General features: G+C 61.1%; 10 protein-coding genes. 4 read left to right on the forward strand and 6 right to left on the reverse strand.

The window, feature by feature from the left end:
* Positions 1-79 precede the first annotated feature (79 nt).
* The 4 genes from priA to DWZ22_RS06760 all read left to right on the forward strand — a co-directional run bounded on the left by priA (position 80) and on the right by DWZ22_RS06760 (position 5,740).
* Positions 80-2,533, forward strand: coding sequence for a primosomal protein N' (gene priA / locus DWZ22_RS06745; protein WP_118405749.1), 2,454 nt, complete (start codon positions 80-82; stop codon positions 2,531-2,533).
* Between the two features lie 18 nt (positions 2,534-2,551).
* Entirely contained in the window at positions 2,552-3,088 is a 537-nt protein-coding gene (gene def / locus DWZ22_RS06750; RefSeq protein ID WP_117742857.1) for a peptide deformylase, read from the forward strand.
* Between the two features lie 328 nt (positions 3,089-3,416).
* Positions 3,417-4,337 carry a methionyl-tRNA formyltransferase gene (gene fmt, locus DWZ22_RS06755; protein ID WP_118405750.1) on the forward strand — a complete coding sequence of 307 codons (921 nt, stop codon included), beginning with the start codon at positions 3,417-3,419 and terminating at the stop codon, positions 4,335-4,337.
* Positions 4,334-5,740 carry an RsmB/NOP family class I SAM-dependent RNA methyltransferase gene (locus DWZ22_RS06760; protein ID WP_233546465.1) on the forward strand — a complete coding sequence of 469 codons (1,407 nt, stop codon included), beginning with the start codon at positions 4,334-4,336 and terminating at the stop codon, positions 5,738-5,740. Before fmt ends, DWZ22_RS06760 begins: the two co-directional genes overlap by 4 nt.
* A 140-nt stretch (positions 5,741-5,880) precedes the next feature.
* Here DWZ22_RS06760 and DWZ22_RS06765 read toward each other — a convergent pair whose 3' ends face one another.
* The 6 genes from DWZ22_RS06765 to DWZ22_RS06790 all read right to left on the reverse strand — a co-directional run bounded on the left by DWZ22_RS06765 (position 5,881) and on the right by DWZ22_RS06790 (position 16,821).
* Positions 5,881-6,117 carry an FmdB family zinc ribbon protein gene (locus tag DWZ22_RS06765; RefSeq protein ID WP_118405751.1) on the reverse strand — a complete coding sequence of 79 codons (237 nt, stop codon included), beginning with the start codon at positions 6,115-6,117 and terminating at the stop codon, positions 5,881-5,883.
* An 87-nt stretch (positions 6,118-6,204) separates the two neighbouring features.
* Positions 6,205-9,501: a 4-alpha-glucanotransferase gene (locus tag DWZ22_RS06770; RefSeq protein ID WP_118405752.1), complete on the reverse strand. Its 3,297-nt coding sequence runs from the start codon at positions 9,499-9,501 to the stop codon at positions 6,205-6,207.
* Between the two features lie 217 nt (positions 9,502-9,718).
* Entirely contained in the window at positions 9,719-11,917 is a 2,199-nt protein-coding gene (gene glgA, locus DWZ22_RS06775; RefSeq protein WP_199583462.1) for a glycogen synthase GlgA, read from the reverse strand.
* A 90-nt stretch (positions 11,918-12,007) separates the two neighbouring features.
* Entirely contained in the window at positions 12,008-13,135 is a 1,128-nt protein-coding gene (gene glgD / locus DWZ22_RS06780) for a glucose-1-phosphate adenylyltransferase subunit GlgD (RefSeq protein WP_118405753.1), read from the reverse strand.
* Between the two features lie 4 nt (positions 13,136-13,139).
* On the reverse strand, positions 13,140-14,288 hold the full coding sequence (locus DWZ22_RS06785) for a glucose-1-phosphate adenylyltransferase (RefSeq protein ID WP_118405754.1): 1,149 nt from the start codon (positions 14,286-14,288) through the stop codon (positions 13,140-13,142).
* 106 nt (positions 14,289-14,394) lie between these two features.
* The gene (locus DWZ22_RS06790) at positions 14,395-16,821 is read right to left on the reverse strand and encodes a glycogen/starch/alpha-glucan phosphorylase (protein ID WP_118405755.1); all 2,427 of its coding nucleotides are present in this window, start codon (positions 16,819-16,821) and stop codon (positions 14,395-14,397) included.
* Between the last annotated feature and the right edge of the window lie 40 nt (positions 16,822-16,861).

The raw sequence follows: 16,861 nt of genomic DNA on the forward strand, positions 1-16,861 counted from the left end.
ACACTCGTATCGGCCATGGGACAAACACTACTGATTATTTTGTCCCAGCCCTTTCAGGTCCGTTCGTTAGAGGTGGTGTATGGCTCAACAACTGTCGCTGTTTGGTTCGCCGGAACCGGAGGAGGTTCTAGCGGCGCCCGTACCTGCCGCTGCACCGGCCAAGCCCGAGCATACACCTGACCCCATCGCCGCCTACGCGAGCGTGGTCCTCGACATCCCGACGCGTGCGCTGTCCGAGCCATTCGCCTACGGCATCCCGCAAACCCTTGCTAACGAGGCACAGATCGGGTCCACGGTCCTGGTCCACTTTGGTAACCGTGCCGCCGCGGGCTATATCGTCGACATTGCGCCTGAGCTGGGCGACCTGCAGGGCAACAACGCCTTCGACCCCGCGCGCATTAAAGCCATCGAGGCCATCCTCAGCAAACCGCTCTTTACCGCCGAGGCTGCCCGTATCGCACGCTGGATGAGCCGCGAGTACGTCGCAACGCTTTCCGAGTGCCTGCGCCTGTTCTTGCCTCCGGGCGGCAGCCCGCGCGTGGTCAAGGGTGACGACGGCGTATGGGCGGTTGAACGTCCCGCCGTCAAGCCAATCCAAAACCGCTGGGTCATGCTCACGCCCGAGGGTTTCGACTATACGCCGCCCAAGACTGCAGTTCGTCAGCGTCAGCTCATTGAGGCGCTCCAGTGCGGCCCGGTCACGACGCGCGACCTCAACCTTCTCTATAACAGCATGTCGGCGACCATCAAGTCGCTCGAAAAACGCGGCGTCGTGGTTGTGGAGGAGCGCCGCGCTTGGCGTGGATGCAGCGAGCAGACCACGCTGTCCTCGGCAAGCGGCAAGGCGCCGGTCGCACTTACCAACGGCCAGCAGCAGGCGCTCACGCAGATTGAGCGCGCCCGTCTTGACGCCCACGGAGACGTGGTCCTTGTCGACGGCGTCACCGGCTCTGGCAAAACCGAGGTTTATCTTTCGGCGATCGAGCGCGTGCTCGCAGCCGGCCGTTCGGCCTGCGTGCTGGTGCCCGAGATCTCGCTGACGGCCCAGACCGTCGGCCGCTTCCGCTCGCGCTTTGGCGAGACGGTCGCCGTTTTCCATTCGCGGCTTTCGGCCGGCGAGCGCCTGGACCAGTGGGATATGGTCGTCAGCGGTGCCGCCCGCGTGGTCGTCGGTGCACGCTCGGCGCTCTTTTGCCCACTTAACGACCTGGGCCTCATCATCATTGACGAGGAGCACGAGACCAGTTACAAGCAAGGCTCCAGCCCGCGTTACCACGCGCGCGAGGTGGCGGCCGAGATGGCGCGGCGCTATCGTTGCCCACTCGTGCTGGGCTCGGCCACGCCTTCTGCCGAGGCCCTCGACCGCTGCCGCCGCGGCACGTATAACGGTGCCACCTGGACGCGCGTCGAGATGCCCGAGCGCCCGGGACAAGCCGTGCTGCCTACGGTCCGTATTGCCGACCTGCGCCGCGAGTTTTCGCACGGCAGCCGCTCCATGTTCTCAAAGCCGCTGATGGAGGGCTTGGAGCGTGTGGTCGAGCGTCGCGAAAAGGCCGTGTTGCTGCACAACCGCCGCGGTTTTGCGCCGTTTTTGATGTGCCGCGAATGCGGCTGCGTGCCCACCTGCAACCACTGCTCCACCGCACTCACGTATCACGAGCGCACGCACACCCTGCAGTGCCACACCTGCGGATCGTCCTGGCGCGTGCAGCCGTATCCGGCGCCCACGAGCCGTTGCCCCAAATGCGGTAGCCGCTACCTGGCAAAAATGGGCCTGGGCACGCAGCAGATCGAGGACGCACTGCACCAGATGCTTCCTGAGGACGTCGCCATCATTCGCATGGACGCCGACTCCACGCGTGGCAAGGACGCGCACAAAAAGCTGCTCGAGCAGTTCGATGCCGCCGATTGCGCGGTGCTGCTGGGCACCCAGATGATCGCCAAGGGGCTCGACTTTCCCGAGGTCACGCTCGTGGGCGTGGTCAATGCCGACTTTGCGCTCAAGCTGCCCGATTTTCGCGCGGGGGAGCGTGCCTACGATTTGCTGGAGCAGGTGGCGGGGCGCGCCGGCCGCGGCGATCGCCCCGGCGAGGTCATCATCCAGACCTACCTGCCCGATGATCCGGTCATTCGCGCCGTTGCCGAGCATGACCGTTCGATCTTTACCGACCACGACCTGGACCAGCGCCGCGACGCGCTGTATCCGCCGTTTGTTCGACTAGTCAACATTTTGGTGTGGTCGGCGAATGCAGATGATGCACGGGATTATATTGGGCGCATCGCGAAGCTCCTCAAGCGTCGCTGGCATGCCGCCGCGCCCGATTTTTTGCGGGCGGGGAGTGCCGTGCCGCAGGTGCTGGGCCCGGCTTCGTGTGTAATCGAAAGAGCCAAGGACCGTTATCGCTTCCACCTGCTTGTGAAGTCGCCCGTGGGGTACCATGTCTCTGACGATATCGACGCCTGCCTCAAAGAGGTGGGCTCTGTGCGCGGCGTGAGCGTGAGCGTTGACGTCGACGCCTATGATTTGATGTAACAACCCGAAAGGATGGCCATGGAAGCCAACGGAATCGTACTGTCGCCCGACCCTCGTCTGCGCCAGGAGTGCGCCGTCATCGAGGAGATTACCCCGGCGATCGAGGCACTTGCCGAGAAGATGAAGAAGATGATGTTCGAGAACGCCGGCTGCGGCCTGGCTGCCCCGCAGATCGGCGAGCTTATTCAGCTCGTCACCATCGACTGCGACTACACCGACAAGAACGACTACGACCCGTACGTGCTTATCAATCCCGTCATTGTTGAGCAGAGTGACCATCTGGTGCCCTTTAGTGAGGGTTGCCTGTCCATTCCGGGCATTAACTGCGAGATCGAGCGTCCCGACCATGTCGTCGTCGAGGCGTACGATCTGGACGCCAACCTGATTCGCTACGAGGCTTCGGGCGATTTGTTCTGCGTGTGCCTACAGCACGAGATCGATCACCTGCACGGCAACACCATGTTCGAGCGTCTTAAGCCCATGCAGAGACTCAAGGCTGTCAAGGAGTACCAGGACGCCCTGGCCCGCGGCGCTCGACCGGGCGAGACGGAGTAAGTCCTACCGTCCCCGGTGCCGAGCGCCCACATATCATCCCTTGCTCAAACATTCTCGCTTTGCTGCGAAACTGCGCGCGGGACGATATGTGGGCGCTCGGCACCGGGGACTGCGTTGTTCTGGCTCGGTTCGCCCGGGTGCCGCTGGGTCAGGGATGGGCGTCTTCGCTGATAATTACTTTGCTGAAAGAGCTGCTTTTTATTGCGGCTCTTTCTTTGGTTTTGTGTATATTCGTTCTTGTTGAATTGTTATTGCGGATGGGCTGGGTACTTGGCATTCCGCTGCTCTTTCTAGCCGTCTCGGCTTTGGTTGAGAGGAGACGATCTTTATGCGTATTGTGTTTATGGGTACGCCCGATTTTGCGGTGCCTTCTTTGACTTCGCTTGTTGAGGCTGGGAATGAGATTGCACTTGTTGTTACTCGTCCTGATGCTGTTCGTGGGCGTGGTAAGAAGCTGGAGCCGTCTCCTGTTAAGGCTCGCTCGCTTGAGCTGGGGTTGCCTGTTGTTGAAGCTAATCGTATGACGCTTGAGGTTGTTGAGGCGCTCCGGGCTGCCCAGGCTGACATTTTCTGTGTGGCTGCCTATGGCTGCATTTTGCCCGATGAGGTGCTGCATATGGCGCCGCTCGGTATTGTGAATGTTCATGCGTCCCTGCTGCCTCGTTGGCGTGGGGCTGCTCCTATTCAGCGTGCGATTCTCGCTGGTGATGAGATTGCTGGCGTTTCTATCATGCGCATTGGGCATGGCGTGGATACCGGCGCTTATTGCGCCCAGGCGTCTACGTCAGTCGCCGGTAAGCATGCCGAGGCTTTGACCATGGAGCTTGGTGAGCTTGGCGGCAAGTTGCTTGCCGATACGCTTCCCTCGCTTGCCGATGGTTCGGCTGTTTGGACTGAGCAGGATGAGGCGCTCGTCACTCATGCTGCCAAGATTTCTAAGCAGGAGATGCGCTTGGATCCGCACATGGCGGCGCTTGATTGCGTGCGCCATGTGCTGGCTTCGTCCGATACCGCGCCTGCTCGTTGCGTGATTGCCGGTAAGACCGTGCGCGTGCTCGATGCTTCGCCGGCTGATGTGTCGCTTGGAGAGGGCGCCGTTGACGTTAAGAACAAGCGTGTTTACCTTGGTCTTTCCGATGGCACGGTTGAGTTGCTCGAAGTTAAGCCCGATGGCAAGCGTGCTATGGCCGCTTCTGCTTGGGCTGCTGGCCTGCAGGGTGCCGATCTTATCTGGGGTGTTTTGTCGTGAGCAAGCTATCTCCTGCGCGCAAGCTTTCACTCGATGTGCTAATGGAAGCTGACCGCCGCGGCATGTATGCGCGTGACGTGCTGTCCTCTCGCGCATCGGCCAAGGCTATTGACCAGCGCGATTCCGCTTTTGCTGCCCGCTTGGCGCTGGGCGTTGCCGCCACGCAGGGCATTTTGGATGAGCTGCTCGACCAGTTTCTCGATAAGCCCAAAAAGGTTGCACCGCGTGTTCGCATGGCGCTTCGTATCTCGGTCTTCGAGATGCTCTATCTGCATACGCCTGGCCGCGTTGCCGTAAGTCAGGGTGTTGAGCTGGTTCGCTGCGGTGCTAAGTCCGCCGCTGGCTTGGCCAATGCCGTGCTGCACAAGGTTGCGGACAATGTTGAGGACTTTGCTACTGCGTCCGATGTGGATGAGCCTGAGCGGCGCTTGGTCCGTCTGTCGCGCCTGATGGGTCTGCCGCGTTGGCTGTGCGCTCGCATTATGGCGTCGTTTGACACGCCAGAGGGTGCGCTTAACTTTGCCGGCAATCTGGCCCCCGCGCCGCTGGCCCTGCACGAGAATGCGTTTGCGACTAAGCCCGATCCGTATATCTCGCAGCTCGTTGCGCCTGTCTTCCCGGGCTGCCATGCTCCGGTCGATGCGCAGGTCACGGTTGCGTCGGGCGTGTTTGAGCGCGCTGCGGCCGTGGCCTCGGATCTCAATGCCCAGCTTATCGCGACCGCGGCGACCCGTCCTGGGCGTTGCCTTGAGATTGGCGCCGGCCGTGGCACCAAGACCTATGTGATGATGTGCCAGGCCAAGCGTGCGGGCTATGAGCGTCAGCATACGGCGCTCGATCTGCATGATCGCAAGTGCGATCTGAATCTCGCTCGCCTGCATAAGGCCGGTATTCAGGGCGTTCGTACGGTTTCGGGCGATGCTTGCGAGCTTGATGAGGTGCTCACATCGTTTGATGCCATGCTTGGCGAGCCGGTAAAGTTCGACACGGTCTTTATCGATGCACCGTGCTCGGGCACCGGCACCATGCGCCGTCATCCCGAGATCCCATGGCGCCTAACTGAGAATGACGTTACGACCGAGTTGCCCAAGCTGCAGCTGGCAATGCTCAAGGAAGCAGCCGTGCGCGTGGCTGCCGGCGGTGAACTCATCTATGCGACGTGCTCGGTCTTCGACGAGGAGAACACGCAGGTCGTGGACGCGTTCCTTGCTTCTCCCGAGGGTGCCGGCTTTACCATGGCACCGCTTTCCGGGGCACAGATTCTGCAACTGCCCGACTTCGAGCAGGCCAAGAAGCTCGTTTCTGTACGCCAAAACGACCGAGGCCTCTTCCAAAGCGTGCCGGTAAACGCCGACTCCTACGACGGCCACTTCTGCGCCCGCCTGGTCCGCCAAAGTAGCTAATTTGGGACGGGGCTATTTAGCTACCCAGACCGTATTGGCGCAAAGGCGTTGACATTACGAAAAAGGGCGGCCTGCGACTGGTGTAGTCGCAGGCCGCCCTCGTTTGTGTTTATGTTGGCGTGTGGTTGGTTGCTCGGCTGTTAGTGGTTGTGCGGGCAATTGGCGCAGCAGCCGCTGGTGGCGCTGGTGCTTGAGCCGCCGCTTCGCTGGTCGGTGTTGTAGAAACCGCTGCCCTCAAATTTAATGCCGTTGGCCGAGAACGTCTTGGCCGCCGGAGCGCCGCAGCTCGGGCAAACGACCTTGGGAGTCTCGGACATGGGATGCTCAACCTCAAACACGTTGCCGCAGCTCGAGCACTTGTAATCGTAGCGGGCCATAATACTTCCTTTTCAGCACAAAGCGGGCAGATTACTCTGCCCGCAAAAATTCAAACGTCTGTACTGTACCCTATATCGGGCGTTTTATCACGCCTCGCCCCAGAATCTATGGGTGTTGCGCAGGAGCTGCGCAGTTTTGCCCTCGGCGGCCGCAACGTCGGCCTCGTCAGCCTGCCAGGTCCAGTTGCCCGTGGCTACGCCCGGTACGTTCATGCGCGCGTCGTCGCCTAGCCCCAGAACATCCTGCAGCGGCATCATCACGAGGGGAGCGTCGCTTGCCAGCGCGTCGCTCATCAGCTTGGCCGCCACCTCAACACCGCTCGGTCCATCGCCGCCCGCAAAGGAACGCGTGCACCACCCGGCCAACGTCGACGTATCGTGCGTCGAGGTGTACAGGATCTTTCCTGGCGTGGGGTGCACGCCGCAACGGACGTCGTAGTCGCTAAACTCCAGCACGTCCATGCCGGGGAAGCCGCAGGTCAAAGCCATGGCGCGAACGCCAGGCGTCAGATAGCCCAAGTCCTCAGCGATAAAGTTGAGCGGACCCAGCTCGTCGTAGGCGGTCTGGAACAGGTCTTTGCCCGGTCCCGCCAGCCAGCGACCGTCGGCGCAGGCCTTGCCCGCAGGAATGCTAAAGTAGCTGTGGAATCCCAGGAAGTGATCCAGACGCACGCGGTCGTAGAGCGAGAACGCGCGACGCAGGCGATCCATCCACCAGCTATAGCCGTTCTGCTTCATGTGGTCCCATCGGAACGTCGGGTTGCCCCACACCTGGCCCTCGGGCGCAAAGTTGTCGGGCGGCGCACCGGAAATCTCAATCGCCTTGCCGGTATCGGACAGACAGAAGTTCTCGGGCTCGCTCCACGCATCGGCAGAATCGTCCGAGACATACATAGGAATGTCGCCGATGACCTCGATACCCTTCTTGTGCGCATAGTTCATAAGCTCGCACCAGGCCAGGTCAAAGCGGTACTGCATGTACGCCTGCAGCTCGGCCTCGTCGTGGAAACGCTTGTCGTCGATCAGATGCTCGTTGTAGCGCGCGACATCTGCCGGCCAATCGTGGCGCGACTCGCCCTCAAAGTACTTCTTAACGGCCATGTAAACGCAGTACTTCTCGAGCCAGTCGGCGTTGCGATGTTTAAACGCCGTGTACAGCGGGTCGGCATCCTCACCGCCGCGAGCCTTCCAGGTAACAAAGTCGGCGGCCAGCTCCTCGTGGCTTTCGGGCAGCAGATCTATATTGCCCGCAAAGGCCGATGGACCGGCGTAAGGGGATCGGAAGAAATCCGTCGGGTTGACGGGCAGGACCTGCCAGTAGCGCATGCCCATTGCGGCCAGATGGTCGATAAAGCGACGCGTGGGAGCGCCGATCGTACCGGGCTTGCCATCGTCGGTGGGCACCGAGGTGATATGGCACACGACACCCGCGCCGTGATCAAGCGGCTCTTGTAGACGTTGCTCGGCGTGGTGATAGATGATCGACGACCCCAGCGGATACAGATCGAGTGTGACGGTACCGTTGTGGATTTCACACTCGTGGCCGCTGATCACGTCGCTTGCGCATTCGCCGAGCGCCGGAATCGTCACACGGTGTGAATTGCGCAGGCTGCGGTTGATGATAACCGTTGCGGCCTCACCGTCTTTACCGGTGCGCGTGTAGGCTAGTACCTCGTCGTTGAGCGCGAAGGCCTTGATCTCGCCGTCAACCATAAACGGCAGGGCGCGGCGCACGGCCGAGGCGTTTTTAAGGATGGCGAGTGTATCGAAGTCGTGCAGGTCTTCCTTTATAGGCAGCGTGCGGCGATTGCCCGGATCGGTCAGGCCCTCAAGGCCGTACTCGTCGCCATAGTAAATCGAAGGCACGCCGGGGAACGTCATCTGCATGAGCGTTGCAAGCCAAAAACGGCTCTTGGCCAGGTCCATCGAGTTTTCGTCCAGGCGCCACTTGCTGCGCTCGCACTCGGGTAGCTGCGACTCGTCGGGGCCACCGCCGAGCACCGAGATGATGCGTGGGCGGTCGTGGCTCGACAGCAGGTTGAGCGCGCAGGACAGGGCTTCGCGCGGATAATTCTCGCGCAGGGCCTCGATATCCTCGGCTGCCTGGAAAGCATTCTTGTAGCCCATCAAAAAGCCGATGACCATGTCGCGGAAGGGATAATCCATGGCAGAGTCCAGCTCGGAGCCCTGCAGGTAGCGGCGCAGATGTCCGTAGCTAATCTTGTTGGAGGCGTCTTCCCAGACTTCGCCGAGCAACAGCGCGTCGGGCTTCTCGGCGAGCACGGCCTTTTTGATCTCGGCCAGGAAGTCATCGGAAAGCTCGTCGGCCACGTCGAGACGCCAGCCATGGGCGCCGGCACGTAGCCATTTACGGATCACGCCGTCCTTGCCCAGGAGCCGCTCGCGTACCAGTTCGGAGCTCTCATTGATGGCGGGCATATTGCCGACGCCCCACCAGCAGTCGTACGAGCCGTCCTCATGGAAATAAAACGCATCGCGCCACGGCGAATCCTCGCTCTGCCACGCGCCCACGCCGGGGTAGTTGCCGTAGCGGTTGAAGTAGATTGAATCGTCGCCCGTGTGGTTGAACACACCGTCGAGAATGATGGAAATGCCCAGCTTCTCGGCCGCCTCGCACAGCTCAGTAAAGTCCTGCTCGGTGCCCAGAATTGGATCGATCTTGGTGTAATCGGCGGTGTCGTAGCGGTGGTTACTCGCGGCTTCAAAAATGGGGTTGAGGTAGATGGCAGTAAATCCCAGCTCGGCGATGCGAGGCAGGTCTTCTTGTATGCCCTTGAGCGATCCGCCGTAAAAGTCCCAGGTCTTGATGGAGCCGTCCTCGGAGCGCTCGTATACGGGCGGCTCGTTCCAGTCCTCGACCATGCGGCGCTGAATGCCGCGACGCGGCTTTTCGACCTCGGCCAGCGTGCGCTCGCGCCAGTGCTCGTCGCGGGCATAGCGATCGGGGAAGATCTGGTAGACCGTACCGCGCTCGTACCACTTGGGTCGAACTTCGCGGTGCTTGTAGACGGTGATCTGGAACGACGGCACTTCGGCGTAGTCGTAGGTTACGCCCTCGCCGCCAGTGCGTCCCTGCGGTGCGCCCAAGCGGACCTCGGGTTGGCCCTCGATATTGCATATAAAGCTGTACCAGATAAGACAGGGCTCGGTGCACTCTAGCTCGGCGGTAAAGATGCCGTCGCCCTCGTGCGTCATGGGATACAGAGTTTCCCCGATCTCGTCGACCCAGGTACGCAGGGTAAGCGTTGCCTGGTTGGGGTCGGCATCCTCCAAAATTACCGACAGCGAAACGGAAGTTCCAGTGGTCACAGCGCCAAACGGAGTGCGAAACTGCGGCAGACGGCTGTTGTGTATCAATCTCATAGTACGGTCCAGTTCAATAGAATCACGGCCTGCGGGCCATGGGCTTTACGCACAGGATGTAAGTATATCTGTTGTACACAGGGTGTATAAACAACATCCGTTTATCATCGGCGAACGGTTGTCCTAGAAAATCGTTTTACCACTTTCTACAGAGAAGGGGCGCCCGGTTGGAGCGCCCCTTGCTTAGGGTTTGATGAGGTTTTGGATCGTCTGTGGGCTAGCGGCGCTTTCGGGCAGCCGTGGCCTTGCGGACGGACGTCTTCTTGGACGGGGCCTTTTCCTCTGCCGGAGCGGCGGGGGAGACCGGGGTCTCCTTGGCAGGCTCGGGCTTAGCCTCTGCCTTCGGGGCAGCCTTGGTCTTAGCCTTGACCTCGGCGGCCTTCGGTGCCGGCTCGGGCTTTACCTCGGGCTTGGGCTCCTCATTGACGGCGGCGGGCTTAGCCTCTGCCTTGGTAGCTGCGACCTTAGTCGTGGTCTTTTTGGTCGTCGTCGTGCTGCGCTTGCGCGTGGTGGTCTTGGCAGCTGTTGCCTTCTTGGCGGTCGTGGTCGTCTTCTTGGCGGCGGTCTTTGCCGGAGCCTTGGCGGCCGGTTTGGCCTCAACGGCGGGAGTCTCGGCCTTTACCTCGGGAGCAGCCTCGGCCTCGGCGGCCTTCTTGGCAGCGGCGGTCGTGCGCTTGCGCGTGGTCGTTGTCTTGGCAGCCGTCGTTTTAGACGCAGTAGCCTTGGTCGTCGTAGCCTTCTTGGCGGTCGTCTTACGGGTCGTGGTCTTCTTAGCTGCGGGCTTTGCAGCGGGCTTGACCTCGGCCTCTGCCTCAGAAGCAACCTCAGCCTTCACCTCAGGCTCGGCCTTTGCGGGCTCAGCTTCAACCGGCTTGACCTCGGCCTTGGGCTCGGGCTCGGCCACAACCTCGGGTTCAGCCGCAGCCTCCACAACAGCCGCCGGCCTCTCAATCTCCGGATGCATAAAGAAGTACAGGTCCAGATACTTGTCGGCCGAGCGCGTCCAGCTAAAGTCCTGGCTCATGGCCTGCGTGACCAGCTGGTTCCAAGCGTCGCGGTTATCCCAGAACAGGCGCGCCGCGCGGAAGACCGCGTCGCCCATCTCATCTCCGTTAAAGTTTCTAAACGAGAAGCCCGTGCCCTCGCCGGTAAACTCGTTGTACGGCCGCACGGTGTCCTTCAGGCCACCGGTCTCGCGCACGATAGGCAGGGTGCCGTAGCGCATGGCGATGATCTGCGACAGACCGCAGGGTTCAAACTTCGAAGGCATCAGGAACATGTCGGCGGCGGCGTACATGCGCTGCGACAGCGCCGGGTCAAACTCGATACGCGCGGCCATGGTGCCGCGGTACTTGTCCTGGAAATAGCGCAGGCCGTCCTCGTAGTCGCGGTCACCAGTGCCCAGCACGGCCACCTGAACGCCGCCGGCCAGAATGCGGTCGAGCGCGTACATGACCAGGTCCATGCCCTTTTGGCGCGTCAGGCGCGTGACCATCACCATGAGCGGGCGGTCGTCGCGCACCTCGAGCCCCAGCTCTTCCTGCAGCTTGGCCTTGCACACGGCCTTGCCGGTGCGGTCCTCCACGGTGTAGTTGGCGGCAATGCGCTTGTCAGTCGCCGGGTCAAAGCCCGCCACATCAATGCCATTCAGGATGCCCTGCAGCGCGTAGGAGCGCTCGCGCAGCACACCGTCCAGGCCCTCGCCAAACTCGGGCGTCTGGATCTCGGCCGCATAGGTGGGGCTCACCGTGGTGATGGCGTCGGCATAGCGCAGCGCGCCCAGCATGTAGTTGACGCTGCAGGCGTCGCAACGCAGCTGCGAGGCGGCGGCGGGAATATGCGCCACACCCAGGATGTCCTCCATCACGGTGTCGCTAAACTGGCCCTGGAACGCCACGTTGTGGATCGAGAACACGGTCTTGACGCGGTCGTACAGCGGCAAGCCCTGGTAGAACTCGCGCAAAAACACGGGCGCCAGTGCCGTCTGCCAGTCGTTGCAGTGCAGGATGTCGCACTCAAAGCCGGCCGGCAGGTGCTGCAGACTCTCGGTGATGGCCTTGGAGAAGAACGCAAAACGCTCGCCGTCGTCAAAGAAGCCGTACGGATAGTCGCGCGCAAAGTAGCGTTCGTTGTCGATGAACATATAGGTGACGCCGTCGTGCTCGAGCTTCTCGAGACCGCAGTACTCGTTGCGCCAGCCCAGGCTCACGTAAAAGTCGGAGAAGTGCTCCATCTGCGCCTTGTATTCGTCCTTGATGGTGGCGTACTTGGGCACCATCACGATAACTTCGGCGCCGGCGCGCACAAGCGCCGCGGGCAGCGAGCCCGCCACGTCACCCAGGCCACCGGTCTTAACAAACGGTGCGCACTCGGCCGAGGCAAACACGATCTGCATCATTTTGCTGGTTTGTGCCATTTTGTCTCCTATGTTGCAATTCGAGAATAGCCGCCTGGCGCTAACCGGGCGGCTATTCTACATGTTACGAGCGATGTTGCGGTACCAACGTTAACGTACGATGGTGGTGTCGGAAGTTAACGGAGCCTTGCCCAGCACCAGGATGTTCTCGGGTGTGCCGCGAAGCTCGGTGTTGGTGGGAACCACGTTGTTCTTGTCCAGAATGGCATTCTCGACGCGGGCGCCGCTCTTGATGATGCAGCTCTGGTTGATGATCGAGTTGGTGACCGACGCACCTTCCTCGACCACGACGCCGCGCGACAGGATCGAATTGCGCACGGTGCCCTTGATGATGCAGCCGGCCGAGATGATCGAGTTGCACGCGTGACTGCCGGTCGCATAACGCGAAGGCGGCACGTCGTGAGCCTTGGTCAGGATCGGGCGCTCGGTATCGAAGAGCTGATCGGCCACGGTCTGGTCGAGCAGGTCCATGCTGCGGCGATACAGCGACTTCTCGCTAAACACGCCCACGACCTCGCCCTTGTACTCGTAGCTGCACACGTCGATGTTGCCAAAGTCGCCCTGGAGTGCCTCGAGCAGGTCCAGATAGTCGGCGGCCTGGTAGTGGTCGATAATCTCGAGCAGCGTCTCGCGGTTGACGATGCAGCAGTCCATAGACGCGTTGTCGCCGTACACGACGCCGGCGCTCACGCCCGTCAGGCGGCCGTTTTCGTTAATCTCGAGCTTGGTCTCGTCATCAACGTTGCGCGTGGCCTTGCAGTACACAACGGTCATCTGGGCACCGGAGTTCTCGTGCGCCTCGATGATGGTGTTGAGGTCCATGTTAAAGATGATGTTGGTGCCCATCATCACAACATAGGGCTTGTCCGAGCGCTGGAACAGCGTCTTGTTGGAGATGATGTCGCGCAGCAGGAAGCGCATGCCGCCCTTGGTGGTGCCATACGCGTTGCCGGGCACCATGAACAGGCCGCCCTTCTTGCGATCCAGGCCCCAGTCCTTGCCCGAACCCACGTGGTCGATCAGCGAGCGGTAGTTGCCCGGCATGACGACGCCGACGGTCTTAATGCCGGCATTCATCATGTTGGACAGCGGAAAGTCGATCAGGCGGTAGCGGCCCAAAAACGGAACGGACGCGATGGGGCGGTCCTTGAGCAGCACGCTGCCGTAGGTCGAAGAGTAGTTAGCGGTGATATAGCCGATGGCCTTGCGGTTGATCATCGGATCATTCCCCCTTCCCGATAACGACGTCATTTCCAACGACGGCCGTATCCTTGGTGGTATCGACAGAGCCGAGCTTCACGCCCTCTTCGACCGTGGAGTTCTCGCCCAAAATAGCGCGGCAGATGTGCGCGCCGCTCTTAACGTGCGCACCCGGCAGCAACACGGAGTCCTCGACCACAGCGCGCTCCTCGATGATGACATCGGTCGAAAGGATCGAGTGGCGAGCGGTGCCGTAGATCTTGCAGCCGTTGGAGACCAGGCAGTCGTCCAGGCGGCCGTCCGGGCCAATGTAGTGCGGCGGACGCGTGGTGATGTTGGACATGATGGGGAAGTTCTTGTCAAACAGATCGAACTCGGGGTTGTTACCCAGCAGGTCCATCGAGGTCTCGTGGAAGCTGGCGATGGTGCCGACGTCCTTCCAAAAACCGTGGAACTCGTAGCTGTACAGGCGCTTGTTCTCGCCGAGCAGCTTGGGGATGATGTCCTTGCCAAAGTCGTGGCTCGAGCGCTGATCCAGGGCGTCCTCCTCGAGCGCCTCGATCAGCACGTCGGCCGAGAAGATGTAGATGCCCATGGACGCGAGGTTCGAATCGGGCTTCTCGGGCTTCTCGGTAAACTTGGTGATGCGGCCGTCCTCGGGGTCGGTGGTCAGGATGCCAAAGCGGCTGGCCTCCTCCCACGGCACGGGCATAACGCTCACCGTGAGGTCGGCGTTGTTCTCAATGTGCGTCTTGAGCATCTTGCGGTAGTCCATGCGATACAGGTGATCGCCCGAAAGAATCAGGACGTACTTGGGGTCGTTGGTCTTGATGTAGTCGAGGTTCTGCGTAATGGCGTCGGCCGTGCCCGCATACCAGGCGCCGCCGGTCTGCGTCTCGTACGGCGGCAGGATCGACACGCCACCGTCGCGGTTGTCCAGATCCCACGCCTCGCCAGAGCCCACATAGGCATGCAGTAGGTAGGGGCGATACTGCGTCAGAACGCCCACCGTGTCGATGCCCGAGTTGGAGCAGTTGGACAGAGAGAAGTCGATAATGCGAAACTTACCACCAAAGCTAACCGCCGGCTTGGCGATCTTTTGGGTAAGTGCCCCCAATCGGCTGCCCTGTCCTCCTGCGAGGAGCATCGCGATGCATTCTTTCTTACTCATCGATCTCTCCTTCTGTCATCGATGTTCCTAAACCCATTAGCGACGGGCGCGGCGCTCGGTCGCGCCCGTCGAGTAATGCCGTGCGGCAAAGGGGACTCGCGCGCCTTTACGCGTGCCAGATCTCGTCGCGGTACTCGCGAATGGTGCGGTCGCTCGAGAACCAGCCGGAGGAGGCGGTGTTGAGCAGGGCCTTGCGGTTCCAGGTCTCCTGGTCACCGTAGCTGCCGGTGAGCTTTTCCCACGCATCCACGTAGCTGCGGAAGTCGGCCATGACCAGGTCGGGATCGTTGTTGTTCATGAGCTCGTTGTAGATGCTCTCGAAGTTGCCCGAAAGACCCGCAAAGGTGTTGTCCTTGAGCTCGTCCATCACGCGGCCCAGACGCTCGCGATCGTTGTTGAGCGTATCCCAAGCAAAGTAGCTGTTCGATGCCCACAGCTGCTCGACCTCGGGGGCGGTCAGGCCAAAGATGGCCTCGTTCTCGCGGCCGGCCAGGTCGGCGATCTCGATGTTGGCGCCGTCGAGGGTGCCCAGCGTAATGGCGCCGTTCATCATGAGCTTCATGTTGGACGTGCCCGAGGCCTCCTTGCCGGCCGTGGAGATCTGCTCCGAGATCTCGGCGGCGGGGTAGATGAGCTGGGCGTTGCTCACACGGAAGTTGGGGATAAAGCAGACCTTCATGACCTCGTTGACGCGTGCATCATTGTTGATGACGTCGGCCACGGAGTTAATGAGGCGGATGGTCTCCTTGGCAAAGGTGTAGCTCGAAGCTGCCTTGCCGCTAAAGATGAAGGTCGTAGGCGTCACGTGGAAGTTGGGATCGGCGATGCGACGGTTGTAGATGTCCATCACCTTCATGATGTTCATGAGCTGGCGCTTGTAGGCATGGAAGCGCTTTACCTGGACGTCGAAGACGGTGTTGGGGTCAATGACCAGACCGGTCTCGGCCTTAACGTAGGCGGCCAGACGCTCCTTGTTGGCGCGCTTGGAGGCACCCACGGCCTTCAGGAACTCGGTGTCGTTCTGGAACTCTTTTAGTTTCTCCAGCTCAAAGGCGTCCTTGAGCCAGCCATCGCCAATGGCCTCGGTCACGAGCTTGGCATAGGTGGGGTTGGCCTCGGCAAAGAAGCGACGGTGCGAGATGCCGTTGGTCTTGTTGTTGAACTTCTCGGGCGTCAGGGCATAGAAGTCCTTGAGCACGATGTTCTTGATGATGTCGGAGTGGATCTTGGCCACGCCGTTGACGCTGTGGCTGCAGATCACGGACAGGTTGGCCATGCGAATCTCGCCGTCCCACAGAATGGCGGTCTGGCGCAGACGCTCCTGCCAGCCCTCCTTCGTGGTGTCGAACGACTCATGCCAACGACGGCTAATCTCGTCGATGATCTGGTACACGCGGGGGAGGAGCTTGGAGAACGTGCCGATGGGCCACTTCTCCAGAGCCTCGGGCAGGATGGTGTGGTTGGTGTAGCTCACGACCTGCGTCACGATGTTCCAAGCGTCATCCCACTCGAGCTTCTTCTCGTCGATGAGGATGCGCATGAGCTCGGGGCCGCACATGGCGGGGTGCGTGTCGTTGGTATGGATGGCAACAAACTGCGGCAACAGCTCCCAGTTCGCGCCGTGCTCCTTCTCAAAGGTGTCGAGCAGGCTGTAGATGCCGGCCGAAACAAACAGGTACTCCTGCTTCAGGCGCAGCAGACGGCCGTGCTCGCCGGCGTCGTTGGGGTAGAGGATGGCGCTGATGGCCTCGGCCTCGGCGCGCTCAGCATCGGCCAGGGCGTAGTCGCCGCGGTTGAAGGCCTCCAGGTCAAAGTGCTCTTCGACCGGCTCGGCGGCCCAGACGCGCAGCTTGTTGACGGTCTCGCCGGCATAGCCCACCACGGGGATATCGTAAGGAACGGCCAGGATGTCCTGCGTATCTACCGTGCGGTAGAACGTGCGGCCGTCCTCCTCAAAGCCCTCAACGCGGCCACCAAACTTGATGGTCACGGCCTTGTCCTGACGACGGACCTCCCAGGGATAGCCGTGGGTGAGCCACTCGTCTGTGGTCTCGACCTGGCTGCCGTTGACAATCTCCTGCTTAAACAGACCGTAGCGGTAGCGCATGCCGTTGCCGTACCCGGCAATGCCCTCGGCTGCCATGGAATCCAGGAAGCATGCGGCCAGACGGCCCAGGCCACCGTTGCCCAGAGCCGGATCGGGCTCCTGGTTCTCGATGACGGAAAGGTCAAAGCCCATGTCGTCGAGCGCCTCGGCGACCATGTCGCGCACGCCAAAGTTGAGCAGGTAGTTGTCGAGCAGGCGGCCGATCAAAAACTCAATCGAGAAGTAGTACACACGCTTCTTGCCCTCGGCAGTGACTCGGGCGTCGCTCTTGGTGGCGACGGTGCGCGCCTTCTCGGCCACGAGCTTGGCCAGGGCGTTAAAGCGGTCCAGGTCGCTGGCGGCCTCGACGCTCTTGCCGCTGATGCTCATGACGGCATCGCGATAGAGCTCAGTAAACTCCTGCTTGTTGTCGAAGATCTTATTCATACGTTCCTTTCCCCCGGGGATGTTTCTCCCGGAACGGTTA

Origin of the sequence: Collinsella sp. AF31-11 (genome assembly GCF_003475605.1) — a bacterium.
GTDB lineage: Bacteria > Actinomycetota > Coriobacteriia > Coriobacteriales > Coriobacteriaceae > Collinsella.

What these genes read in the sequence shown, in the direction of transcription:
- fmt (WP_118405750.1), top strand. Translation starts at nt 3,417, where the DNA reads ATGCGTATTGTGTTTATGGGTACGCCCGATTTTGCGGTGCCTTCTTTG.
- glgD (WP_118405753.1), bottom strand. Translation starts at nt 13,135, where the DNA reads ATGATCAACCGCAAGGCCATCGGCTATATCACCGCTAACTACTCTTCG.
- DWZ22_RS06785 (WP_118405754.1), bottom strand. Translation starts at nt 14,288, where the DNA reads ATGAGTAAGAAAGAATGCATCGCGATGCTCCTCGCAGGAGGACAGGGC.
- priA (WP_118405749.1), top strand. Translation starts at nt 80, where the DNA reads ATGGCTCAACAACTGTCGCTGTTTGGTTCGCCGGAACCGGAGGAGGTT.
- DWZ22_RS06790 (WP_118405755.1), bottom strand. Translation starts at nt 16,821, where the DNA reads ATGAATAAGATCTTCGACAACAAGCAGGAGTTTACTGAGCTCTATCGC.
- glgA (WP_199583462.1), bottom strand. Translation starts at nt 11,917, where the DNA reads ATGGCACAAACCAGCAAAATGATGCAGATCGTGTTTGCCTCGGCCGAG.
- DWZ22_RS06765 (WP_118405751.1), bottom strand. Translation starts at nt 6,117, where the DNA reads ATGGCCCGCTACGATTACAAGTGCTCGAGCTGCGGCAACGTGTTTGAG.
- DWZ22_RS06770 (WP_118405752.1), bottom strand. Translation starts at nt 9,501, where the DNA reads ATGAGATTGATACACAACAGCCGTCTGCCGCAGTTTCGCACTCCGTTT.
- def (WP_117742857.1), top strand. Translation starts at nt 2,552, where the DNA reads ATGGAAGCCAACGGAATCGTACTGTCGCCCGACCCTCGTCTGCGCCAG.